Origin of the sequence: Leyella stercorea, from assembly GCF_021531355.1 — a bacterium.
GTDB lineage: Bacteria > Bacteroidota > Bacteroidia > Bacteroidales > Bacteroidaceae > Prevotella.
Map to the genome: position 1 here is coordinate 1 of NZ_JADYTS010000048.1, position 23,439 is coordinate 23,439.

The 23,439-nt window shown below is 50.2% G+C and carries 20 protein-coding genes; 10 read left to right on the forward strand and 10 right to left on the reverse strand.

Annotated features, from left to right (window positions below; translation table 11 throughout):
- Positions 1–119: 119 nt before the first annotated feature.
- From queG to I6E38_RS10360, 3 genes are read right to left on the reverse strand one after another with little or no spacing between them, the layout of a single operon-like run.
- On the reverse strand, positions 120–1,046 hold the full coding sequence (gene queG, locus I6E38_RS10350; protein ID WP_235393925.1) for a tRNA epoxyqueuosine(34) reductase QueG: 927 nt from the start codon (positions 1,044–1,046) through the stop codon (positions 120–122).
- 32 nt (positions 1,047–1,078) lie between these two features.
- Positions 1,079–1,690 carry a polysaccharide deacetylase family protein gene (locus tag I6E38_RS10355; protein WP_235393926.1) on the reverse strand — a complete coding sequence of 204 codons (612 nt, stop codon included), beginning with the start codon at positions 1,688–1,690 and terminating at the stop codon, positions 1,079–1,081.
- Entirely contained in the window at positions 1,687–5,019 is a 3,333-nt protein-coding gene (locus I6E38_RS10360; RefSeq protein WP_235393927.1) for a protein O-mannosyl-transferase family, read from the reverse strand. The genes I6E38_RS10355 and I6E38_RS10360 overlap by 4 nt, the downstream gene beginning before the upstream one ends.
- A 250-nt stretch (positions 5,020–5,269) precedes the next feature.
- On the opposite strand from I6E38_RS10360, the gene I6E38_RS10365 reads away from it, so the two are divergent.
- Positions 5,270–6,340: an HU domain-containing protein gene (locus I6E38_RS10365; RefSeq protein WP_235393928.1), complete on the forward strand. Its 1,071-nt coding sequence runs from the start codon at positions 5,270–5,272 to the stop codon at positions 6,338–6,340.
- The gene (locus I6E38_RS10370) at positions 6,341–6,871 is read left to right on the forward strand and encodes an FHA domain-containing protein (protein WP_235393929.1); all 531 of its coding nucleotides are present in this window, start codon (positions 6,341–6,343) and stop codon (positions 6,869–6,871) included.
- Positions 6,872–6,957: 86 nt separating this feature from the next.
- Here I6E38_RS10370 and I6E38_RS10375 read toward each other — a convergent pair whose 3' ends face one another.
- The 4 genes from I6E38_RS10375 to I6E38_RS10390 form a co-directional block, all read right to left on the reverse strand.
- Entirely contained in the window at positions 6,958–8,154 is a 1,197-nt protein-coding gene (locus I6E38_RS10375) for an ABC transporter permease (protein WP_235393930.1), read from the reverse strand.
- Complete coding sequence (locus tag I6E38_RS10380; RefSeq protein ID WP_235393931.1) at positions 8,151–8,795, reverse strand: ATP-binding cassette domain-containing protein; 645 nt, start codon at positions 8,793–8,795, stop codon at positions 8,151–8,153. Before I6E38_RS10380 ends, I6E38_RS10375 begins: the two co-directional genes overlap by 4 nt.
- 62 nt (positions 8,796–8,857) lie before the next feature.
- Positions 8,858–10,198, reverse strand: a complete 1,341-nt coding sequence (locus tag I6E38_RS10385; RefSeq protein ID WP_235393932.1) for a DUF4836 family protein — start codon at positions 10,196–10,198, stop codon at positions 8,858–8,860.
- A 40-nt stretch (positions 10,199–10,238) separates the two neighbouring features.
- Positions 10,239–10,964 (reverse strand): 16S rRNA (uracil(1498)-N(3))-methyltransferase, encoded by a 726-nt coding sequence (locus I6E38_RS10390; RefSeq protein ID WP_235393933.1) that lies wholly within the window; start codon positions 10,962–10,964, stop codon positions 10,239–10,241.
- Positions 10,965–11,181: 217 nt separating this feature from the next.
- Here I6E38_RS10390 and I6E38_RS10395 point away from each other — a divergent pair, with 217 nt between their 5' ends.
- Positions 11,182–12,054, forward strand: coding sequence for a sigma-70 family RNA polymerase sigma factor (locus tag I6E38_RS10395; protein ID WP_235393934.1), 873 nt, complete (start codon positions 11,182–11,184; stop codon positions 12,052–12,054).
- 138 nt (positions 12,055–12,192) lie between these two features.
- Here the strand turns inward: I6E38_RS10395 and I6E38_RS10400 are convergent, their stop codons facing one another.
- Together I6E38_RS10400 and I6E38_RS10405 are read right to left on the reverse strand one after the other, a co-directional pair.
- Positions 12,193–14,376 (reverse strand): tetratricopeptide repeat protein, encoded by a 2,184-nt coding sequence (locus tag I6E38_RS10400; RefSeq protein ID WP_235393935.1) that lies wholly within the window; start codon positions 14,374–14,376, stop codon positions 12,193–12,195.
- Between the two features lie 5 nt (positions 14,377–14,381).
- The gene (locus I6E38_RS10405; protein WP_235393936.1) at positions 14,382–15,290 is read right to left on the reverse strand and encodes an ABC transporter substrate-binding protein; all 909 of its coding nucleotides are present in this window, start codon (positions 15,288–15,290) and stop codon (positions 14,382–14,384) included.
- 97 nt (positions 15,291–15,387) lie between these two features.
- Here I6E38_RS10405 and radA point away from each other — a divergent pair, with 97 nt between their 5' ends.
- The 3 genes from radA (at position 15,388) to I6E38_RS10420 (ending at position 18,865) form a co-directional block, all read left to right on the forward strand.
- A complete protein-coding gene (gene radA, locus I6E38_RS10410; RefSeq protein WP_235393937.1) occupies positions 15,388–16,791 on the forward strand; it encodes a DNA repair protein RadA in 1,404 nt (467 codons plus the stop codon).
- Positions 16,792–16,822: 31 nt separating this feature from the next.
- Entirely contained in the window at positions 16,823–17,476 is a 654-nt protein-coding gene (gene queC, locus I6E38_RS10415; RefSeq protein WP_235393938.1) for a 7-cyano-7-deazaguanine synthase QueC, read from the forward strand.
- A gap of 141 nt (positions 17,477–17,617) precedes the next feature.
- On the forward strand, positions 17,618–18,865 hold the full coding sequence (locus I6E38_RS10420; protein WP_235393939.1) for a phosphoglycerate kinase: 1,248 nt from the start codon (positions 17,618–17,620) through the stop codon (positions 18,863–18,865).
- A gap of 105 nt (positions 18,866–18,970) precedes the next feature.
- Here I6E38_RS10420 and pflB read toward each other — a convergent pair whose 3' ends face one another.
- On the reverse strand, positions 18,971–21,211 hold the full coding sequence (gene pflB, locus I6E38_RS10425) for a formate C-acetyltransferase (RefSeq protein WP_235393940.1): 2,241 nt from the start codon (positions 21,209–21,211) through the stop codon (positions 18,971–18,973).
- Between the two features lie 228 nt (positions 21,212–21,439).
- Here pflB and greA point away from each other — a divergent pair, with 228 nt between their 5' ends.
- From greA to rplI, 4 genes are all read left to right on the forward strand, one after another.
- Complete coding sequence (gene greA, locus I6E38_RS10430; protein WP_235393941.1) at positions 21,440–21,904, forward strand: transcription elongation factor GreA; 465 nt, start codon at positions 21,440–21,442, stop codon at positions 21,902–21,904.
- 124 nt (positions 21,905–22,028) lie between these two features.
- The gene (gene rpsF / locus I6E38_RS10435; RefSeq protein WP_106812245.1) at positions 22,029–22,370 is read left to right on the forward strand and encodes a 30S ribosomal protein S6; all 342 of its coding nucleotides are present in this window, start codon (positions 22,029–22,031) and stop codon (positions 22,368–22,370) included.
- A gap of 3 nt (positions 22,371–22,373) precedes the next feature.
- Complete coding sequence (rpsR, locus tag I6E38_RS10440) at positions 22,374–22,643, forward strand: 30S ribosomal protein S18 (RefSeq protein ID WP_007898866.1); 270 nt, start codon at positions 22,374–22,376, stop codon at positions 22,641–22,643.
- Between the two features lie 22 nt (positions 22,644–22,665).
- Complete coding sequence (gene rplI / locus I6E38_RS10445; RefSeq protein WP_235393942.1) at positions 22,666–23,178, forward strand: 50S ribosomal protein L9; 513 nt, start codon at positions 22,666–22,668, stop codon at positions 23,176–23,178.
- Positions 23,179–23,439 lie beyond the last annotated feature (261 nt).

Below are 23,439 nucleotides of genomic sequence, written 5' to 3' on the forward strand. Positions count from 1 at the left end.
AGGTACAAAATTTCTATCACATTGAGGATTAGATAGTTGTAAATAATCTTAATATTTAACGACACTCCCTATAGTAGAGAGTGTGCATAAGTCGAAAAGATAAGAATATGGCTATCTCTCTACTCCTTCTCAAGAGCCGTGTGGATATTTCGCATTAGCCCCGAATATTTGGCTCGTTTCACAGCACTCCCCTTAAACAGATGGCGATAATCGTCCTCGGTTAATGAAAGCCAGTCCTCGCGCTTCATCTCAAGCAGTTCTTGCGAGGGCTGGAGTTCTGGAGTAGTGTTAGGTTGAGCAAAGCGATTCCATGGGCAAGCCTTCTGACAGCAGTCGCAACCGTAAATCGTATCGCCCATCTTATCGGACAATTCGGATGGAATGTCGCCACGGTTTTCTATTGTCTGATAACTCAAACACAAGCGCGCATCAAAATCCGATTTTCCTTCGCCCATCGTAAGAGCGTGCGACGGACAAGCATCAATACATGCGTGACAATTGCCACAACGCGGCTCCATCTCCTCGTCATACTCCAATTCTACTGGAAGAAACAGCTCACCCAAGAAGAACATGCTTCCGGCACATGGTATTATAAGCTGATGGTTTCGTCCTGTCCATCCCAGACCAGCCTTTACAGCCCAGTAACGTTCAAGTACTGGAGCCGAATCGCAGAACGCTCTGTACTCCTCAAATCCTAAGCGTTCGGCAAGTTGCCGAAGCTTTCCCTTCACCACATCATGATAGTCCTTGCCAAGCGCATAGGCGGCAAACTGCGGCTGGCCTTCGGGCAGAGTGTGCGACGGAGCATAGTTCAACGCCACAGACACGATGCTCCTGAGGCCGTCCATCAGCAGGCGTGGGTCGAAACGCTTGTCAGGATAATTTTCCAGATAGTTCATCGTGGCATGCTCGCCATTATCAATCCATTTGCGGTAGGAATCCACCACCTCCTTGTCCACAGCTGCGGCACGGGCAATGCCACAAGCAAAAAAGCCGAGGTTCTTTGCCTCGGCTTTTATGTTAAGAGATAATTGTCGTTTGTCCATTATCTTTATTACGTTATGTTTCCGTTAGATTCTCATTCAAAAGTCTTGAACTCATAGCCCTGCTCCTTAAGCCATGTGAGCGACTTAGGCAGAGCGGTACGAAGCTTGTCGATGCTCTTGACCGAATCATGGAAAGTAATGATCGAACCATTACGGGCATATCGCCTTACATTATTGAACACATCGTCGGCACTCAGCCATTTTGAATAGTCGCGGGTCACGAGGTCCCACATCACGATGCGATACTTTCGACGCAACCAGATGTATTGGCTATGGCTCATAGCGCCATGAGGCGGACGGAAGAGGTGGGCGCCTATAAGGTCGTTGGCACGCTCCACATCGTCAATATATGTCTTGGCAATATGCTTGAAGCCTCCAAGATGATGATAGGTATGATTGCCCACTTGATGGCCTGCCGCAACAATACTTCTGTAGAGGTCGGGATACTTGCGCACATTGTCTCCTACCATGAAGAAAGTGGCGTGTATCCCAAACTCTTTCAATGTTTGCAGAATGAACGGAGTCGATTCCGGTATAGGTCCATCGTCAAACGTGAGATATACCGAACGCTCGTTGCGGTTCATTCTCCAGGTTGCACCTGGAAACAACCAACGCAACCATATTGAAGGCTGTTCAATTATCATCGCGATTCAAAAGGTTGTCCGCCCTTAGCCTGATAGACGGCATAGATGGCATTGGCTGCCTTGAGCCATCCGTTTGCCATCTTGGTGTCTACGAGCTGGGCAATGTCTGAAATACCCTGCATGTAATAGAGCTGGCGCATCACATCTGTCTGACACATGTCGAAGCGCGAGCCTTCCTGCGATACATAGTAGTCGGCATACTGCTTGGCGTTGTTCCATACCTGGCGCAGGATACGTGCTGCATCAGCCTTGCATCCTATCAGAGCATAAGCACGAGCCAGATCTGCCGAACCCGAAACAAATGAATTGGGCACATTATATTCAGGTATTGACTTCTCTGCCTTGCGCAGCACCTTCAGAGCCTTGTCGTTCTTGCCCTCCCGTATGAGAGCAAGCGCCAGCTGTGCAAAGAGATTGCGATGGGTGTAGCACATACGCATTATGGTCTCGTCAATATAGAGTCCCTTCTTGTCCAGTCCGCCGAACTTAAATCGGTTCATCACATTATTATATGTCTTCTCGGTATCGAAGTTCTTTGCACCTGGCTTGTTGGTTGTGAACGGAGTGATGCGGTAAGCCAGACCCTCCTGTACGAAGTTGTCGCCAAGATTCATATAGTTGTCGCCACCCACAGTAGTAGCCACATACAACGGACGTGTCCAGTTGCATTGTGCGAGCATCTCAAGCATCATAAGGTCGTTCTTATACAGAGCGCGCTTGCCTGCGAGCGAGATGACCATACGGTCGGGTATGGTGTCGCACGCCATCATCATTCCGCTCTTCTTCACAGCCTCCTTGTCGATGGTCAGGTAGAGAGTGTCGGTCGGGATGACGTGCATATCGCTGTTCTTGGTGCGCACCCAGTACTTCATGATGTTCTTCACCTCAAACGGTTGGTCGCCAAACTGAGCGCGGGCCTCGGCAGGATGCTCCTTGTAGAAATTCTGAACCTGCTGCTTCAGCGAGGGATCAACCTGAATATAGTCGTTGGTGCCTGAGCAGAAGTCGAGACGCGGCCAAGTGATAGGCACAGAAGGCGAATCGTAAGCCGGGCGCTTCATCTGGTCGATATACCAGTCGGTCTGCAGATAAGAGAGGTTGCACACACGTGCGTCGGTACGGAATCCTTCGGTCTCCTGATTATACCACAATGGGAACGTGTCGTTGTCGCCATTGGTGAAGATAATAGGGTTGCCCTTGTCCTGGAGCGTCATCAGATAGTTCTGTCCGAAGTCGCGGCATGTGTAGCGTCCGCTGCGGTCGTGATCGTCCCAAGTCTGAGAAGCCATCTGTATCGGCACGAGCAGACAGGCTACACCAAGCACGCTGGCAAGAGCCACATCATTGGTCTTGAGCTTCTTCTTGAGCATATCGTAGAGAGCCAGCACACCAAGACCACACCATATAGCGTATGCATAGAACGAACCGGCATAGGCATAGTCGCGCTCACGAGGCTGCTGCGGAGTCTGGTTAAGATAGAGCACGATGGCAAGACCAGTCATGAAGAAGAGGAAGAATACCACCCAGAACTGGCGTATGCCACGTTGTCCGCGCCAAGCCTGCCAGAACAGTCCGATAAGTCCCAACAGCAACGGCAGACAGTAGAACACGTTGTGTCCCTTATTTTCCTTCAGTTCCTGCGGCAGCTTGCTCTGGTCGCCAAGCATCCAGTTGTCGATAAACGAGATACCCGTTATCCAGTTGCCGTGCTCGGGTTCTCCACTACCCTGCAAGTCGTTCTGTCGACCGGCAAAGTTCCACATGAAGTAGCGCCAGTACATGAAGTTGCATTGGTAAGAGAGGAAGAAACGTATGTTGTCCCATTGTGTAGGCATCTTCACAGTCACCTGCTCGCCACAGCGGTCGTAGGGCACGTTAGTACCCGTAACGCCACCCAGCCAACTCTCGTAAGCCTGAGCGTGAGCCGACGAATGCATACGTGGGAACAGCATGTTCTGAGCGTAAACGAGCTTGTCCTTGTGCGATACTACGAAGTAAGAGTCCTTCTCTGTGTCAGAAGCCTTCTCCTTGCGTTGCCAGATGGCAGCACCTTCCTTACGCTTAGGAATGCACATGTTGCCGTCAACGTCAAAAGCCACCTGCGAGGTGTATGCCTGACCGTAAAGCAACGGAGAATCGCCATATTGGTCACGACTCAGATACGAACCGAGCGTGAACACATCCTCGGGCGAGTTCTGGTCCATAGGCGGATTGGCAGAAGAGCGGATCACAATAACGGCATAGCTCGAATAGCCAATCATCAGCATAAGCATGCACAACAGGGCAGTATTCTTGAAACGAGCCGACACTACGGGCACGAGCTGCTTGTCTGTCTTCTTGCGATAGTTGAGTCCGAAGTAGATGGCAGCAAGGATGATGATGCCAACGATGGCAGCACCCCATCCCATACCACGGAACGGAATGCCCAACATACCTACAGCAAGTGTGAACGAGAGGTTCTGACGCTTGAAGTTGCGGTCGGTATACGATTCATATATAGCCCATATCACGATGGCTACGAGCAGGATGATATAGACAATCTCGCCTGTATTGAACGGACAGCCTAACTGATTGACAAACAGCAGCTCAAACCATCCGGCTACAGTAATGATACCAGGCACTACACCATACAGCACGCCTGCCACGATGACAAACGAGGCGAGCAGAGCCAGCAACGAACCCTTCAGCTCGATGTGCGGATAGCGACGGTAGCAATACACCAGCACGATGGCAGGAATGCAGAGCAGGTTCAGGAGGTGAACGCCAATCGACAGACCCGTCATGTAGGCTATGAGCACAAGCCAACGGTCGCTATGAGGTTCGTCGGCATGGTCTTCCCATTTGAGAATAAGCCAGAACACGATGGCGGTAAAAGCCGAAGAATAGGCGTAAACCTCACCCTCCACAGCCGAAAACCAGAACGTGTCGGAGAAGGTATAGATAAGAGCGCCCACAAGTCCCGAAGCCTCAATGGCAATAAGCTTGCCCATTGTCATCTCGCTCCAGTCCTTCAATATCAGCTTGCGTGCCAGATGCGTAATACTCCAGAACAGGAACAATATGGTCGTCGCACTTAGCAACGCACTCATCGTATTCACCATCTTTGCCACCTGCGTGGGGTCGCTTGCAAACTGCGAGAAGAGATTTGCCGTGAGCATAAAGAAAGGTGCTCCAGGCGGATGGCCTACTTCCAGCTTGTAGCCGGTTGTAATGAACTCAGGACAGTCCCAGAAGCTGGCTGTCGGTTCAATCGTCGAGCAATATACGAAAGCAGCCACCATGAAGGTAAGCCACCCCAATACATTGTTCACTAATTTGTACTGTTTCATTTAATAATGAGAAATATAAAAATTAAACGTGTATTATCACTACAATCGTATTTTAAGATGCAAAGATACTATTTTTTTGCCACAACGTATTAACCTATCGAACAGTTAATAAAAATTAGCAATAAACGATACTTAAAGACACACCAACCCACATAATTAATACAATCCGGTCAACTTTATCGCTTTATTTTTTGCTTTACGATTAATTCTTTGTATTTTTGTACATTGAAATAAAATCAGACAACGTATTATGACAGAATTGGAAAGACATATAGCTAAATTGCTGCTGGACAACGACTGCGTCATCGTCCCTGGATTCGGAGGCTTTATGGCACACCACATAGCCGCATCATACGACGAGAAGAGCCACATCTTCCTGCCTCCCACAAGGACAGTAGGGTTCAATCCACGACTCACGATGAACGACTCCGTTCTGGCGCAGGACTATGTCAGCTGCTACGACCTGAGCTATCCCGAAGCCCTGAAGCGCATAGAAAGCGAGGTGGACGAATTCCGCCAGATGATATTGGGCGAGGACGGCGGTCACGAGCTGTGCGGTATCGGACGGCTCTACGCATTAGAAAACGGAGAGTACGACTTCATCCCCAACGACAACGGCATAACCACCCCTGCCACCTACGGCTTCCAGGCATTCGAACTCGACGCCCTGCCAGCCACAGAGTCGGCACCTGAAAGCGCCCCTGCCGCCTCAGCAGCCGACATCCGCAAGACAGAGCCGTCGCCATTCGCAGCCTACAGCCCCATTGCCGAGGCAGCCCCTTCACCCGCTCACAACGAGGAGGAAGAGGCCGAACAGCCTACCCTATCGATCAACATCCCCGTCAAGATGCTGCGCCACATGGCAGCCGCATGCATAGTGCTGTTCGTGATGCTCTCCATCCCCTCACGACTGGGCGATGCAAGCACCGGAACAACCAGCCAAAGCGCCATCGACGCCAAATGGCTCTACAAGATAATGCCCAAGGAAATGACAAGCGGCAAGCCCGAGAGCCTCGTAGCCTCAGAAGAGGCAGCCCAAGCCAAAGCCGACGGGCAAGCCGACGAGTCCGACGCCCTGCCCTACTATACTATAGTGCTCGCCAGCCGCGTGTCGCTCAAGAACGCCCAGCACTATGTAGACAAGCTCCACCAGCAGGGAATGACAGAGGCAAGCGTGTGCCGCCACAACGGGTTCACAAAAGTGATATACAGGAAATTCGCCAGCCGTGCCGAAGCCAACAGCGCCTTAAGCCAACTCAAGGCAGACAGCTCGTTTGCCGACAGCTGGATAACAGAAATAAAACAGAACGACAGACAATAAATGAAAAGAGTAAGATGCCCTAAATGTGACAACTACATCACATTCGACGAGAAGAAATATACCGACGGACAGTCGCTTGTGTTCCAATGCCCGCAATGCGGCAAGCAGTTCGGCATACGCATAGGCGTTTCAAAGCTGCGCAAGACACAGAAGGAGGACACGCCCGAAGAGAACGCCGAGGGCAACGAATACGGCTACATCACGGTCATCGAGAACGTGTTCCACTACAAGCAGGTGATTCCCCTGCAAATGGGCGTCAACACCATCGGACGCTACATGAAGAACAGCGGGGTGAACTGCGCCATCGAGACCAACGACCCGAGCATAGACATCAACCATTGCACCATAACCGTAAGCCGCGACAAGAACGGTAGCCTGAAATACATCCTCAAGGACGGCCCGAGCTACACCGGCACATTTGTAGACAACGTTATACTCGGTGACCGCGAACAAAGACGCATCGAGGACGGCACCCTCTTCACCATAGGCGCAACAAGCATCATTCTGCATACCAATGACGGTGAAGAATAACAGACATTGTAAACAAAAAGGGAAGTATAAAATGGAACTATCTGTAAGTTTCGTTTTATACTTCCCTTTATTTTATTAATTAATTTTCAATTCCTCTTCCAGATGCTCATCACCTTGTTCTTCACTACGAGCACATCGGTGGCTGACACCACTACAAACAGTAGGATGCCTACTGCCAATGTGCCCCACATAGAGCCTTCGTCGGTCTCGGGGAAGAGCGTCATGATGACATCCATGTAGTAGGAACGGGCTGCTGCGAGAAGCGCAAAGGCTATGGCAAGGACGGCAAGGTTCAGACCTATGGTGAGCACCTGGTAGGGCATTGCCACACGCTGCGGACTGTAGCCTATGAGCAGCAGGTTCTCGAGCTTGGTGGTGTTCTTCTGCACGAGCAGGTAGATGCTGAGCATGAGGATGTAGATGCTCAGGGCTGAGATGACGAGTCCTACTATGACGACTATTGACACAAGGAGCTTCAGGAAGTAGACTATCTTCTCGGCATCCATATTGTTGTCTGCCATGTCGTAGCCGTGGCTCTCCATAAACTCCGACACACGTGTGTCGGTAGGGTTGTCCACCTCCACAATCAGGCGTGTGGCGCTATTGTCTGAGTCGCTGGAGTATTCCTTGTTGCTCCACTCCATGAATGTCTGCGGCACAAGTATGGAGTTGAGCCTTGACGAGAATCCTATCACCCTGCCCTTAAAGCGTGCGTCCTTGCCGTTGCCGTGAACGAGGAGCGTGAACTCCACCATACCGACGAGTCCCTCGCTTATCTTGGGCAGCGAATGACTTTGGGCAAAACCGAAATTGTACATCGTGATATACGAACGGGGCAAGATGATGGGCACGGTGGTGTCGCCAGGGGTGTACTGCCACTTGCTGAGCGGAACGTCGACGAAGCGGTCGGGCACGCTCTCAAGAAAGAGTTCGGAATTGAGTATGTTGACTCCCTGCACGCGCATCGAAGCCTCAACCTTATAGTTGGCAGAAACGAACTGCCCTACCCCACGCACAAACTTCTGCGACTGGATTTCGGAGATGTCCGAATTGCTGAACGTATTGGTGCGGCCTGTCAATGTGCTTGCCGTGCCGATGGTCTTGTTGATGATGATGTAGTTGTTCTTCATGAAGCTGTCGTCTCCTGTGAACACGGGCAGCACGTCGTTGTAGAACTGGAAGCCGAACAGGATGATGAGTACGCCAAGCAGGTTGGCAAGCGAGAAGCCAGCAAACTGACCTATGCTGATGTGCTGGCGCAGCAATTTCCATACAAGATTCATAGTCTATATGTTTTTTCGTAATCCAAATCAATGTGTTTTCCAATACTTGTCATCACTACTCCGGCTCCCTGCTTGCGGGCTTCCTCCATGACGATCTGTCCCATCACCCGGGCGTTGTCGTAGTCGAGATGGCTTATGGGTTCGTCAAGCACGATGAAGTCGTAGGGCTGCACAAGGGCACGCATCAGAGCCACACGTTGCTGCTGGCCGAACGACATCTCGCCTATGAGCGACTGCTTCTTGTCGGCTATGCCGAGGCGCTCAAACCATGTGTCGATGGTGTGGCTGTCGGCAAATGACGTGAGGCGGTTCTTTATCTCTACATTCTCCCAAGCCGTAAGCTCGGGAAAGAGGCGCAACTCCTGAAAGAGCAGGCTGACGTGGCGCATGCGCACATCGACCCAGTCGGCTGTCTTATAACCGCGCACATCGTCGTCGCCAAAGAGTATGGTGCCCGTATAGTCGTGACGATAGCCCAACACGTAGCTGCAGAACGTGCTCTTGCCCATTCCGCTTGCTGCCTCAACAAGATAAAGACGACCCTTCTCGAAGACGGCTTCGCTCTGCCATATGTCAGAGTTGATGTCGGTTCTGTCGGAGAAGACATGGGGCAGTACATCCTTGAATACAATTCTTTCCATTGTTATTGATTGTTTTCTTTACTTCATATTCGTTGTTACCATACTTCATATCCGTTGTCAGCCTACTTCATCACGCAAACCACGGCCTTCACATTGTTTATTATTGGCTTCAGCATGTCAAGCATTCCGTCTGCTGCCGCACCATTGGCTGCGAGCGGCTTGAGATTGAGCACCATTGCCATGCGGCTTCCTGCTATCATACGGCTTACCTCTACGGATATGGGTTGTGAGGGCTTTAGCAGTTGCTGAACGGACGTTGGGGCCTCGCCCGAGATACCGTAGAACACGTCGCCCTGCAAGCCGAACGAGAAGCTGGCATCGCCTCCACGGTAGACCCAGCTGCCGTTGGAGCCCGTGATGCTGCATCCCGGCTGACACGACTGCTTCCAATAGTCTACGTCGGCTGTCCACACGGGATTGTCCACACGGGCAAGCATTGTCATGGCTATATTGTCCTGCGACATTCCCGAGAACATGAATGCGAGGTCGCCATCGACGCTACGCATTATATTGTCGAAGTCGACGGCTGTATTGAGTCCCATGAGTACAGCCTGAAGGGAACAATCGGACTGGAGGAGGGGCAGAAACTCCTTGCCCTTGACGTTGGAAAAGAGTGCAAAGAGCTGGTTGTGCGAAAGGCTCTGACTGAAGATGCCCTTGACGGGGCGGAAGGCGGCACGCGACTTCTTCAGTTCGCGGTCGATACTCTTGTCGAACGAGAAGCTCTGGCAATCGATGCGCACTATGCCGTCCTTGACGGCAACTCCTGCTGCTACAGCAACCTGCGAAGCGTCGGCACCTTTGGGAGCGCCCAGCATGAAGGGGGCTGCAAACTTCTCGGGCAGGGCCTGCACCTGGGCAACGAATGCCACACGGCTGTCGATGCTGTCCAGCTTGGAATACATTGGACGCACCATTATGCTTGCGTCTTCGTCCTGATTGAGCATGCGCACTATACTGCGCTGGGCGTCGGGCAAGGCTGCTGCACTAACGGGGCCGAGCACTACAAGCGAATTGTCGTTGAAGCCTACCGCCCACGAATTGTTGATGTCGGTAAGGCGGCAGTCGCCCTGTTTGCGAATGTCAGACGTTGAGACTGTCTTGAGGGCTTCGAGCAAGGCATCAGAATCCTTCACCCTGGCACACATTCCAAGATTGCCGTCTACCGTCTCGAAGGCGTAAACCTCACGGCTGAGGTCAATCACGTCGGCAGTCTTGTCGCCAAAGGGCAGCAACGAGAGCATCTTGTGCGAACCCGCCACGACAGCTCCGTCTATCTTCATCACAGCCGTGGCAGAGGCTGGTATGGAGCGTACATAATCGTCATTGGAGCATGAAGCCAGGCAGACGGCACATACCGCAACAAGCCAGAGGGCTTTCAGCTTTATAAATATCGGTTTCATAAGTATTGTATTATGGTCGGTGTGTTTTCTCTGTTTTTTATTACAGCTGGCGCTTTGTGAGGTTTGCCATCATGACGGCACTCAGTCCGGCAGTCTCTGTGCGCAGGCGGCTTCTGCCGAGGCTTATAGGCTCGTAGCCATGTGTCATAGCAAGTCGCACCTCGTCGATAGAGAAGTCGCCTTCGGGCCCTACGAGTACGGTCACGGGCTCTTCTGGGGCGATGGTCTGGAGGGTGGCGAAGAGGTCCTTGCGCTCTATCTCGGCATAGCAATGGGCTATGAACTTGCGTCCCTCGCGTGGACGGACTACGAAATCGCCGAATGGCTCCATTTCGCCCACCATGGGCTTGTGGGCCTTGTGGCTCTGCTTCATAGCCGACACTACGATGCGCTCCACACGATCGGTACGCAACGTCTTGCGCTCGGAGAACTTGCAGTCGAGGAAGTCAAGTTCGTCAAATCCTATCTCGGTAGCCTTCTCAGCCATCCACTCTATGCGGTCCATCATCTTGGTAGGGGCAATGGCAAGCGTGATGCATCCGTTCCACTCGCGCTCGCAGGGCAGTTGCTCAAGGATGTTGTACATACAATGCTTGCCCGATGCCATACTCACCTCGGCATCAAAGAGTCCGCCCTCGCCGTCGGCAAGAATCATACGGTCGCCACTCTGCAGACGAAGCACACGCACGGCATGCTTGGCTTCCTCCTCGGGCAATTCGCCGGCATTAGCAGCATTGGGTACATAAAAATATCTTACTTCTTTCATAGTTTCCTACTTTATTTTCATAGTTTTCATAATGGCCATGCCGTCAATCTGGCACAGCAAAACCGTGCAAAGTTACTATCTTTTTCAGAAATACAATAATATTGAATAAAAAACTTGTTTAAGTCAGAAAAAAAGAGTACCTTTGCAAGGTTTTTGGGCACATTTGTCCAAAACACGCAACTTTTATAAAAGCCGTAGAAAGTTTAAGGTATACAAGATGAGACAACTTAAGATTCAAAAAAGTATTACAAACCGTTCGAGTGAAGCACTTGATAAATACCTCGTTGAGATTGGACGCGCCCCTCTTATTTCCATCGATGAGGAAATAGAACTGGCACAGAAGATCAAGAAAGGTGGTGCGGAAGGTGAGCGTGCTAAAGACAAACTTGTCACAGCCAACTTGCGATTTGTAGTATCCGTAGCAAAACAGTACCAGCATCAGGGTTTGACATTGACCGACCTCATTGACGAAGGTAATATCGGCCTCATTAAAGCTGCACAGAAGTTTGATGAGACACGCGGATTCAAGTTCATCTCGTATGCTGTATGGTGGATTCGCCAGAGCATCTTGCAGGCCATTGCCGAACAGAGCCGTATCGTTCGTCTGCCCCTCAACCAGGTGGGTTCGCTCAACAAGATCAATCACGAGATCAACAAGTTTGAGCAGGAAAACCAGCGTCATCCTTCGGTTTCGGAGCTGTCTGACGCTACAAAGATTGACGAGGAGAAAATCGGACAGAGCCTTATGGCTGACGGACACCACCTCAGTATCGACGCTCCCTTTCAGGACGGTGAGGACAACTGTATGCTCGACGTAATGCCGAGTGGCGACGACAGCCGTACCGACCGTCAGGTAGACCACGAGTCAATGGCTCTCGAGCTGAACTCCGTGCTCAACAAGGTGCTCAAGGACCGCGAGATTACTATCATCCGCGAGTGCTTCGGCATTGGTTGCCACGAGAAGGGTCTTGAGGAGATTGGCGACCAGCTCGGACTGACACGCGAGCGTGTGCGCCAGATACGCGAGAAGAGTATTGCCAAGCTTCGCGACAGCGGCAACGCCAAGATTCTCATGAAATATTTAGGCTAAATTTTAATTGTTCAAGTAAGCGGCGGACAGTTAGCTTCCGAACTGGCTGTCACTTACGAATAAAGCACCATTGGAAAAGAAAACCATGTTTTCAATTCTGATGGTGCTTACTTTTTTATCAGCCACGTTGCTGATTTTCTATTTCTTTACTACCGACTCCAGCATTATCACTTTCTCGAAATCCCCTACCCCATACATGTCGAGCAAGTCCATATCGGCTGCAAAGGCAGAGGCAAGGCATTCGCCCTTATTGTAGGTTTCCATGGCAGAGACGTAACGACTGAACATGCGGCTGGCTTCGCCATTCCTGTGAAGCAGCCATTTGGCGTAGCCGCAATTGAGCAAGTCGTCGGCAACATCCGAGCCGTCAGCCACAAGAGCATCATAGATACGTTCTGCCTCGTCGGGCTTATGGTTCATCAGATGTCCCCAGGCAATGGCGCGCTTTACATTGCGGTCGGAACCGTCTTCGTAGTCAAGACGATAGAGACGGTTCATTCCTTCGCGCACATCGCCACTATTAATCAACGCCAGACTCATATATATTGTCAGACGCTTGGATAGGTGTCCTGCGGTTTCCAATCGGTTGCAGATGCCTACAACGTCATCGTACCTGCGCAACATGAACGAAGCCTCCGCCAAGCCTGCCATTGCCTGCTCGCGCCTCTCATTTTTTGCAACTACGCGTGAAAACAATTCATACGACGCGTCGTAGCTGCCGGTCTTCAAGTAGGCGTTGCCAAGAAGCAGAGAGAGGTCGGCACTTTCGGCTCCCGACTTGACGAAAGACTCGGCAAGCTCTACTACAGCATCATACTGACGCCACTTGAACAGCAATCGCCCTACCTCAACCGCCTCGTGCGACATAGAACGGGCAAGCGACGGATTCATAATGAAAAGATAGCCTAATGACGCTCCATCTGCAGTCTTGCCGAACGGATTGCGAAAATCCTTGCGGTTGGGGAACAGCCTGAAGAAGCGGTACAGATCATGCAAATACATCCTGCGCACATAGGCAGGCGAACCAATTTCGGCTGCCACACTATCGGGAAACGAAGCGCTTCCACCCTTCAGCATCTCCTGAGCATCGGCTGGCAAACGGTCGAAGATGGAAGCTATTGCAAACACAAACGAATACTTGTCGGAATCGCAGAACGGTCCGCGCGACACCATATTCTTTATAGCCGCAGCATTGTCGCCCTTCAAGGCGTTGGCCACATCGGGATGCTCGGCATAGAAAGGCGTAAACCAGTTGCTTATCTCGCTGAAGAAGGCAAACCGCTTCATGTGGGAGAAGCCTCCGAAATAGATGTCGCTACCCTTGCGTTGCATCTCCATCATACGGTTCATCTTATCTTCTATCTCAGCCATATTGCTGTCGGCATCTTCATTGCCCAATATCTCGTCGAGCGACGAGTCTTCGCAACTGTCCGACTCCATGCGCCAGTTCTTCAATCGGCTGTTCTTGACGAATGTGGGGATAATGTTGGTCTGAATCTCTCGGCTGTCGGTCTCAGTACGCTCACAATACAGCAGCTGCACCTGAACCTCCATGAGTTCACGACGCACCTGCTCCGTTGAACTCAGACGATGCAAAGCCTCTCCAACATTAGGGAACAGACTGACCACTCCCTCGTCGGGCATCGTTAACGCCAAACCCACAATGGCACGCTGGCGCAACGCAACGTCATCGCTTTGCTCGTAGACAGCCACAAGCGTAAGCCACTTCTCTACATCAAACACTACAAGCAGGGCCATGGTCAAGGCACTCACAATAAGCTGCGCGTCAGTATGGTCGACAATGGGCGAAAGCAGCAATGACCTGTACGAACCGGCTGTCTCCTCGGTCCATTGTCCCGAAACGAGCAGGCTGTTGAAGAGACCTTCCATATAGCGCTGGTGATTGGCATACAGCCGGGCAAGAGTCTGATTCTGTACGCCATCCATCTGAAGCGAACACATCGCCACGTCCTGAACAAAGGCTTCCAGTTGAGCAAGCACAGACTCCTGGCTGATGCGACGGCTTGCAGCTATGTTCTGGGCTTGCACCAGCGTACGACGCTTGCGCATAACAGAAGCAAGACGCACGGTATTGTACAGTCTGTAAGTGCGCTTCAGCATTCCAGCATAAATGTCGGCAGCCTTATGGTCGCACATGTCACTCAGGAAGCAGTCTGCCATAAGGCTGTATTCCGACTCCAAGCGTTCGAGTTCCTCCTCGCCTTCGGCAATAGCCAAGTCTGCCATACGTTGGCGCAACATGCGCAAGGTACGAGGCACATTACGCTCCACAAGAATTGTGTCGTTGATAGTTGAAGCCATAAAAATCATCGTTTGGTGGCAGCCACAGCCTCTATGTCCTTCTGGCGTGGCTTGCTTATGTGTTCAAATCGAGTCTTGGGCAAAGCCTTCACATAACGCTCGTCGAGCTTGTAATACTTATGCAGCAATTCGTAATAATGCGGAATTCCGTATTTGTTCAACGAATCGCAGGCAGCATTATACGCCTTCTCAAAAAGACCGATCTGCGCCTTGCGACGCTTGTCCTTCATAGCGTCGTCGCGGAAAGCAACCACTCCAAGCTTCACGCCCTTCTTCTGTCCGTCGTAAATCGACTCATGTCCGTTAAGACGTGCCACAGTAGCCTGAGGCTCGGCAAGCCACATGGCATCCATCTCGTTGTTGAGCAGCATAGCCTGGCGCACAAACACATCGTTCACCTGTATTCTGAATACAACCGATGAGGTCTTCACGCCTTCGAGTACAACGTCAGTAAGATAGTCGGTAGCCGAAAATCTTGTCATGGCTACCATCTTGTCGCCAAGCTGGTCGAGCTTCTTTATTCTCGCCTTGCGGTTGGTGAACAGATACCAATTGGCATTTGTAGCCGACACATACTGCAAAGGCGTTCCTTCGCGCTTCAAGCGTTCGGTACGCACAAGGTCGCTAACCAGTCCCTCAACGCTACGTCCGGCAACAGCCGTGTCGCAATCCATCTGTGCCGTGAAATAACGCAAGCGCAAGTCAAGCCGTGCCGTATCGTACAGCACACGCTCCTTAGCCACAAACAAAGGCAGACAGTCGAGCGTAGGCACGACGGCTATTTTCAGAGCGAGCGAATCCTCTCTGTGCAGTCTTGCACGTTCGGCTCGCGACAAGCGTCGTTGCTCATCGTAAGATTTTCCACACGATATGGCCAGAGCCGCAAATATAATGCAAATAAAAAAGCTTTTCATATTCATAAAGCAAAAGTAATAATAAATTTTGTAACGACGAAAAATATTAGTACTTTTGTAGTATAGCGACAAAAAGTCAAAAAACAGACATCAGCACATGGCAAAAACAAAAACAGTATATGTATGCAGCAACTGCGGACAGGAGTCGACGAAATGGATTGGCAAATGTCCAAGCTGCGGACAATGGAACACATTCAAGGAAATGCACATCGGCACGTCGTCGCAAGACAACGCTTCGGGAAGCCTGTTCAGCCACAGCCATTCTGCCACAAGCAAAAGCCGACCCGTAAAGTTGTGCGACATTCCATCGCACGACGACCCTCGCATCGATATGCACGATAACGAACTGAACAGAGTTCTCGGTGGCGGACTTGTTGCAGGCAGCATCGTGCTGCTTGGAGGCGAACCGGGCATTGGCAAGAGTACGCTCACATTGCAGACCGTGCTCAACATTCCCGACAAGACCATATTATATGTCAGCGGTGAGGAAAGCGCCCATCAGCTTAAGATGCGAGCCGAACGACTCATGGCTGGCAGCACGTCGGTAGCATGCGATGCCAACAACATCAATATTCTGTGTGAGACTTCGCTACAAAGAATATTCGAATACGCCGAAGAAATCAAGCCGCAGATTGTTGTCATCGACTCCATACAGACCATTGCTACGGAAGACGTTGACAGCAGTCCTGGCAGCATCACCCAGGTGCGCGAGTGTGCTGCGTCGCTATTGCGATTTGCCAAGACTACGGGCACTCCAGTCATCCTGATAGGACACATCAACAAGGAAGGCACGCTTGCCGGACCGAAGATTCTGGAACATATCGTCGACACTGTAATACAGTTTGAGGGCGACCAGCATTACATGTACCGCATTCTGCGCTCTATAAAGAACCGATTCGGCAGCACGTCCGAACTCGGTATCTACGAGATGCGACAGAGCGGACTGCGACAGGTGAGCAACCCTTCCGAACTGCTGCTCTCACAAGACCACGAGGGCCTGTCGGGCGTGGCAATCAGTTCAGCCATAGAGGGAGTGCGGCCTTTCCTTGTAGAAACCCAAGCTCTCGTTTCTTCTGCAGCCTACGGCACTCCGCAACGCTCGGCTACAGGCTTTGACGGACGGCGACTCAACATGCTTCTCGCTGTGCTTGAGAAACGTGTCGGATTCAAGCTTACACAGAAAGACGTGTTCGTAAACATAGCCGGAGGTCTGCGCGTCACCGACCTTGCAATGGACCTGAGCGTAATAGCAGCCGTATTGTCGAGCAATGTCGACACAGCCATCGAACCCGGTTGGTGCATGGCAGGCGAAGTGGGACTAAGTGGCGAGGTGCGCCCTATCAACCGCATCGAACAACGCATAAGCGAGGCTGAGAAATTGGGATTTACCGACATAATACTCCCCAAGCACAACATATTAGGACTCGACACAAGCAGATACCACATCAAGATACATGCAGTACGCAAGGTGGAGGAAGCCCTGCGTGAACTGTTCGGATAATAATTTTAAACGATAAAATAACAATATAAAAATGAAGAACTCTGTAATAATAGTAAGCGGAGGAATGGACAGCATCACCCTGCTCTACGACCATAAGGACGAAATAGCTCTCGGCATCTCGTTCGACTATGGCAGCAACCACAACGCCCGTGAGATTCCGTTCGCAAAGATGCATTGCGAACGACTCGGCATAAAGCACATCACTATCAACCTCGACTTCATGCACCAGTATTTCAAGTCGAGTCTGCTTGACGGAGCCGACGCAATACCCGAAGGACACTATGCCGACGAAAACATGAAGTCGACAGTAGTGCCTTTCCGCAACGGCATTATGCTCTCGATAGCCATAGGCATTGCCGAGAGCAACGGCCTCGACCAAGTGTTCATAGCCAATCACGGTGGCGACCATACCATATATCCCGACTGCCGTCCGGAGTTCATCAACGCCATCGACTCGGCTGCCAATGCCGGCACATACAACAATGTGCACGTTGTAGCTCCTTACACCCAAATCACCAAGAGCGACATTGCCAGACGCGGCAAGGAACTGGGATTGGACTACACCGAGACATGGAGCTGCTACAAGGGAGGCGAGAAGCATTGCGGCAAGTGCGGCACATGCGTTGAACGCAAGGAAGCCCTAAGAGATGCGGGCATTGACGACAATACCGAATACGAAGAATAAGACACATATAAAATTGTCGCCCTTTTCTTCGCTTTATATTCAAAAATTTAGTAAATTTGCGCTCAAGTATTGCACATTATATAATATGATGCAATCAGAAGGACAGATTATTTCTAACTTTTAAATAAACACATAACAGAAATGAAAATCGAAGATTTCAACTTTGCCGGTAAAAAGGCAATCGTACGCGTTGACTTCAACGTACCATTGGACGAGAACGGAAATGTAACTGACGATACCCGTATCCGCGGTGCCCTTCCTACATTGAAGAAGGTGCTCGCTGACGGCGGTGCCCTCATCATGATGAGCCACATGGGCAAGCCTAAGGGCAAGGTTAACATGAAGCTCTCTCTGAGCCAGATCGTTCCTAACGTTTCTGCTGCTCTCGGCGTTGAGGTTAAGTTCGCTAAGGACTGTGGCAACGCTTCTGAGGAGGCTGCTGCTCTGAAGCCGGGCGAGGCTCTGCTTCTTGAGAACCTCCGCTTCTATCCTGAAGAGGAAGGCAAGCCTGTAGGCGTAGAGAAGGGCACACCTGAGTTCGACGCTGCCAAGAAGGAGATGAAGGGTCGTCAGCAGGAGTTCGCTAAGAAGCTCGCTTCTTATGCTGACTGCTACGTAATGGACGCCTTCGGTACAGCTCACCGCAAGCACGCTTCTACAGCCGTTATCGACGAGTACTTCGACAAGGATCACAAGATGCTCGGCTACCTTATGGAGAAAGAGGTTAAGGCCGTTGACGCTGTTCTCGGCAACATCAAGCGTCCGTTCACAGCCATCATGGGTGGTTCTAAGGTTTCTACAAAGATCGGTATCATCGAGAACCTCCTCACAAAGGTTGACAACCTCATCCTTTGCGGTGGTATGACTTACACATTCTCTAAGGCTCTCGGCGGCAAGATCGGTATGTCTATCTGCGAGGACGACAAGCTCGACGTAGCTCTCGACGTTATCAAGAAGGCTAAGGAGAACGGTGTAAACCTCGTACTCGGTACAGACTCTATCTGTGGCGACGACTTCAAGAACGACTGCAACACACAGGTTTGTCCGTCTAATGACATTCCTGACGGTTGGGAAGGTATGGACGCAGGTCCTGAGACACGCAAGGCTTTCGCTGCTGCTATCAAGGGTGCCAAGACTATCCTCTGGAACGGTCCTGCAGGCGTATTCGAGTTCGACAACTTCGCTGGCGGTTCTAAGGCTATTGCCGACGCTATCGCTGAGGCAACCAAGGAGGGCGCATTCTCACTCATCGGTGGTGGCGACTCTGTAGCTTGCATCAACAAGTTCGGCTTGGCTGACCAGGTTTCTTACATCTCTACTGGTGGTGGTGCTCTGCTTGAGGCTATCGAGGGCAAGGTACTTCCGGGTGTAGCTGCTATTGAAGCTTAATATATTATATAAGGTGTGCCGATGCTGGCACACCTTAATAAAAAGACTAAGGGCACAGAAAGAAATATCCTTCTGTGCCCTTTTTATGTGCAGTTAACTGTATAATTACATTCCCTGGTTGATTGTGCGCGAAAGCACGTCAAGCTGCTGCTCACGTGTAAGCTTAACGAAGTTTACAGCATATCCGCTGACACGGATTGTAAGCTGCGGATACTTCTCAGGATGATCCATTGCGTCGAGCAGGAGATTGCGGTCGAACACATTCACGTTGATGTGCTGTCCGCCAGTCGGTGTGAAGTAACCGTCGAGCAATGATACAAGGTTCTGAGCGCGCATATCCTCAGTCTTGCCCAAAGCCGAAGGAGCAATAGCGAATGTATAAGAGATACCGTCGCGTGAGTGCTGGAACGGAAGCTTAGCCACCGAAGCCAAGGCAGCTACAGCGCCCTTAACGTCACGAGCATTCATCGGATTGGCACCCGGAGCAAATGGTACGCCCTTCTCACGACCATCAGGTGTAGCACCTGTATTACGACCATAAACCACGTTAGAAGTGATAGTGAGCAAGCTCTGTGTCGGAACAGCATCACGATAAGTACGATGCTGACGCAGATACTCCATAAACTTCTCTGTGAGCGAGATAGCTATCTCGTCAGTCTCATCATTATTGTTGCCGAACGGAACATACTCGCCCTCCTCTATTTTGTAGTCAACAGCCAGACCGGTCTCGTCGCGTACGATACGGATGCGGCAGTTCTTCATAGCAGCGATAGAATCGGCTACAATCGACAATCCGGCAATACCGGTAGCACGTGTGCGCTCAACGTCACCATCGTGCAAAGCCATCTCGAATGCCTCATAGTCGTACTTGTCGTGCATGTAGTGAATGATCTTCAGAGCATTGACGTAAGTCTTGGCAAGCCATCTCATCATCTGCTCAAACTTAGGCATAAACTCCTCATAAGTGAGGTAATCGCCAGTGATAGGAGCAAAGCGAGGAGCAATCTGCTCACCCGACATCTCGTCACGGCCACCGTTTATAGCGTAAAGCATACACTTGGCAAGGTTGGCACGAGCGCCGAAGAACTGCATCTGCTTGCCAATCTTCATAGGTGACACACAGCAAGCAATACCGTAGTCGTCGCCAAGATCAGCACGCATCAGGTCGTCGTTCTCATACTGTATGGCACTTGTGTCGATGCTCACCTTAGCGCAATACTTCTTCCATGACTCTGGCAGACGCTCACTCCAGAGCACAGTAAGGTTAGGCTCAGGCGACGGTCCCATATTATATAAGGTGTGGAGGAAACGATAGTCGGTCTTTGTAACCATCGAACGTCCGTCAATACCCATACCGCCGATAGAAGCAGTAGCCCAAATCGGGTCGCCTGAGAAGAGGTCGTTATATTCAGGAGTACGGAGGAAACGAACGATACGAAGCTTCATTATCATCTGGTCGATAAGCTCCTGTGCCTCTTCCTCAGTAATCACGCCATTCTTCAAGTCGCGCTGGATATAGATGTCGAGGAATGCACAAACACGTCCCAATGACATGGCAGCACCATCCTGATCCTTAACGGCACCAAGATAGCCGAAGTAAGTCCACTGAACAGCCTCGCGTGCGTTCTGAGCAGGACGAGTCACGTCAAATCCGTAGGCAGCACACATACGCTCAAACTGCTTAAGAGCCTGGATCTGCTCCGAAACCTCCTCACGATGACGTACAATCTCCTCGGTAAACTCCTGGATGTCAATACGCTTGAAGTAGCGCTTCTTCTCCTCAATAAGATTAGCTGTACCGTAGAGAGCAATACGACGATAGTCGCCGATGATACGGCCACGGCCGTAAGCGTCAGGCAGACCGGTAATGATGTGGGCATGGCGTGCAGCCTTGATGTCGTCGTTGTATGCTGAGAATACGCCCTCGTTGTGAGTCTTGCGATATTTGGTGAAAATAGTCTTTGTAGCAGGATCAAGATCATAACCATACGACTTAAGAGCCTTCTCAACCATACGAATACCACCCTTCGGGAAGATACCACGCTTCAAAGGCACATCAGTCTGCAGACCTACAACAACCTCACTCTCACGGTCAATATAACCGGCACCGTAAGTATCGATGCTCTGCGGCAAAGTGGTCTCAGCGTCATAGACACCCTTCTCACGCTCTACCTCAAACATCTTTGAGAGGAGATTCCACAGATGAGTGGTACGCTCAGTCGGACCTACGAGGAATGACTCGTCGCCGTCGTATGCCTCATAATTAGATTGAATAAAGTCACGTACATCAATTTCGCGCTTCCAATTGGAACCCTTGAAATCGTTTTGCAAATTTTGAAGAATCATAATTTGTAGTTTAAATTGTGTATTGAATAATATCCAATTGCAAAATTAAGACATTTTCCCCATTCCCACAAGAAACAAGCCCTATAAGGTGACAAAATCATAATTTATCGGTACTTATTCGGGGCTACAGAACCTCTTTCACAAAATCACACGCCAAATTTGCCCCATTTTCAAAACTTTTTGTAACTTTGCCGTCCATTAGAATAGAAACGTAGAAATATATAACAAATGGAATATATGTCACAAGAGTGCTACGACAAACTCGTAGCCGAACTCCGCCATATGGAACAGGTAGAGTTGCCACAAGTGCGCGATGCCATAGCCGAAGCCCGCGACAAGGGCGACTTGAGCGAGAACTTCGAATACCATGCAGCCAAGCGCGAGCAAGGTCGTCTGCTGGGACGCATCAGCTACAAGCAGAAAGTGCTTGAGAATGCACGCGTAATCGACAAGACACGCCTTAAGGCTGACGTGGTAGGTATATTAAGTAAGGTGAAGATAACCAACCTCAACAACAAGCGCAGCATGTCGTACACAATTGTGAGCGCATCAGAGGCAAACCTTACCGAAGGAAAGATTTCAGTAAAATCGCCTATAGCACAGGCTTTGCTCAACAAAAAACCTGAAGATATAGTAGAGGTACGTGTTCCCGCAGGCATGTTGCGCTTGCGAATTGACAGTATTGAGCTGTAAATTCACATAAAAGATGTTAAACATTCATCTAAACCATGAGGCAATGTTTGTCATCTAATTAAAAATGAGTACCTTTGCACCCGCAATTTTGCAAATAGTAATTATATTTTAATTTTTAACAACAATGAATCGATACGAAACCGTTTTCATTTTGACTCCCGTTTTGTCTGATGAACAGATGAAGGAAGCGGTCGCAAAGTTCAAGAAGCTCCTCACCGACAACGGTGCAGAGATTGTGAACGAGGAGACCTGGGGACTCAAGAAGATGGCTTATGCTATTCAGAAGAAGTCAACAGGATTCTATTGCCTGCTCGAGTTCAAGGCTGAGCCTACAATCGTTAAAACTCTCGAAACTGGCTATCGCCGCGACGAGAAAGTTATTCGTCACATGACAGTTAAGCTCGACAAGTATGCTGCACAGTATGCTGAGAAGAGACGTAACAAATTTGCAAACAAGGAGGCTTAAATTATGGCAGCAGTAGAATCAGAAATTCGCTATTTGACTCCACCTTCAGTGGACACACGCAAGAAGAAGTATTGCCGTTTCAAGAAGAGCGGTATCAAGTACATCGACTATAAGGATCCTGAGTTCCTCAAGAAGTTCTTGAACGAGCAGGGCAAGATCCTTCCCCGTCGTATCACAGGTACATCTTTGAAGTATCAGCGTCGCGTAGCACAGGCTGTTAAGCGTGCTCGCCAGATTGCTTTGCTTCCTTACGTAACCGATTTGATGAAATAATTATTAAGGAGGACAACAAGCAATGGAAATCATACTTAAAGAAGATATTATCGGACTGGGTTACAAGAACGACATCGTTAATGTAAAGAGTGGTTACGGTCGTAACTACCTCATTCCCCAGGGCAAGGGTGTAATCGCATCTGAATCAGCAAAGAAGGTTCTCGCTGAGAACTTGAAGCAGCAGGCTCACAAGCTCGCAGCTATCAAGGCTGAGGCTGAGAAGAAGGCTGAGCAGCTCAATGGCGTAGAGCTCGTTATCGCCGCTAAGGTAAGCGCTACTGGTGCTACTTACGGTTCAGTTAACGCTGCTATCGTTGCTGAGGAGCTGAAGAACAAGGGCATCGAGGTTGATCGTAAGATTATCACAATGCGCGACATCAAGCACGTTGGCGACTTCGAGGCTACAATCCACTTCCACAAGGAGGTTGAGGTTAAGGTTCCCGTTAAGGTCGTAGCAGAGAACGCTGCTGTAGAGGCTCCCGTTGAGGAGGCTCCTAAGGCAGAGGCTGCACAGACAGAGGAGACAGCTGAGTAATATTCACAGCAAACCCAATAATTGAGTAGGAGATAAACACCTATGATAGGTGTTTATCTCCTATTTTCGTAATATACCTTATATGCTCATGCCGAGCACACAATCGGGTAGGAGGTAAATGTTATGGCTCAGTGGAAAAATACTGGGGAGGTTTTTTAGTTTCATAGTATTTTGTATCTTTGCATTATGAACATGCTTGAACAATTAGCCCATCTAGTTCTTCCCAAAGAAATACTAGACAATTTCGATATCGTCAAGATA

Excerpts from the sequence above, each read along its gene's own strand:
- pflB (WP_235393940.1), bottom strand. The coding sequence starts at position 21,211 with ATGATTCTTCAAAATTTGCAAAACGATTTCAAGGGTTCCAATTGGAAG.
- I6E38_RS10370 (WP_235393929.1), top strand. The coding sequence starts at position 6,341 with ATGAAAAGAGTAAGATGCCCTAAATGTGACAACTACATCACATTCGAC.
- I6E38_RS10365 (WP_235393928.1), top strand. The coding sequence starts at position 5,270 with ATGACAGAATTGGAAAGACATATAGCTAAATTGCTGCTGGACAACGAC.
- I6E38_RS10360 (WP_235393927.1), bottom strand. The coding sequence starts at position 5,019 with ATGAAACAGTACAAATTAGTGAACAATGTATTGGGGTGGCTTACCTTC.
- queG (WP_235393925.1), bottom strand. The coding sequence starts at position 1,046 with ATGGACAAACGACAATTATCTCTTAACATAAAAGCCGAGGCAAAGAAC.
- I6E38_RS10400 (WP_235393935.1), bottom strand. The coding sequence starts at position 14,376 with ATGGCTTCAACTATCAACGACACAATTCTTGTGGAGCGTAATGTGCCT.
- I6E38_RS10405 (WP_235393936.1), bottom strand. The coding sequence starts at position 15,290 with ATGAAAAGCTTTTTTATTTGCATTATATTTGCGGCTCTGGCCATATCG.
- I6E38_RS10385 (WP_235393932.1), bottom strand. The coding sequence starts at position 10,198 with ATGAAACCGATATTTATAAAGCTGAAAGCCCTCTGGCTTGTTGCGGTA.
- rpsR (WP_007898866.1), top strand. The coding sequence starts at position 22,374 with ATGGCAGCAGTAGAATCAGAAATTCGCTATTTGACTCCACCTTCAGTG.
- I6E38_RS10420 (WP_235393939.1), top strand. The coding sequence starts at position 17,618 with ATGAAAATCGAAGATTTCAACTTTGCCGGTAAAAAGGCAATCGTACGC.
- greA (WP_235393941.1), top strand. The coding sequence starts at position 21,440 with ATGGAATATATGTCACAAGAGTGCTACGACAAACTCGTAGCCGAACTC.
- rplI (WP_235393942.1), top strand. The coding sequence starts at position 22,666 with ATGGAAATCATACTTAAAGAAGATATTATCGGACTGGGTTACAAGAAC.
- I6E38_RS10375 (WP_235393930.1), bottom strand. The coding sequence starts at position 8,154 with ATGAATCTTGTATGGAAATTGCTGCGCCAGCACATCAGCATAGGTCAG.
- I6E38_RS10390 (WP_235393933.1), bottom strand. The coding sequence starts at position 10,964 with ATGAAAGAAGTAAGATATTTTTATGTACCCAATGCTGCTAATGCCGGC.
- radA (WP_235393937.1), top strand. The coding sequence starts at position 15,388 with ATGGCAAAAACAAAAACAGTATATGTATGCAGCAACTGCGGACAGGAG.
- I6E38_RS10395 (WP_235393934.1), top strand. The coding sequence starts at position 11,182 with ATGAGACAACTTAAGATTCAAAAAAGTATTACAAACCGTTCGAGTGAA.
- I6E38_RS10380 (WP_235393931.1), bottom strand. The coding sequence starts at position 8,795 with ATGGAAAGAATTGTATTCAAGGATGTACTGCCCCATGTCTTCTCCGAC.
- queC (WP_235393938.1), top strand. The coding sequence starts at position 16,823 with ATGAAGAACTCTGTAATAATAGTAAGCGGAGGAATGGACAGCATCACC.
- rpsF (WP_106812245.1), top strand. The coding sequence starts at position 22,029 with ATGAATCGATACGAAACCGTTTTCATTTTGACTCCCGTTTTGTCTGAT.
- I6E38_RS10355 (WP_235393926.1), bottom strand. The coding sequence starts at position 1,690 with ATGATAATTGAACAGCCTTCAATATGGTTGCGTTGGTTGTTTCCAGGT.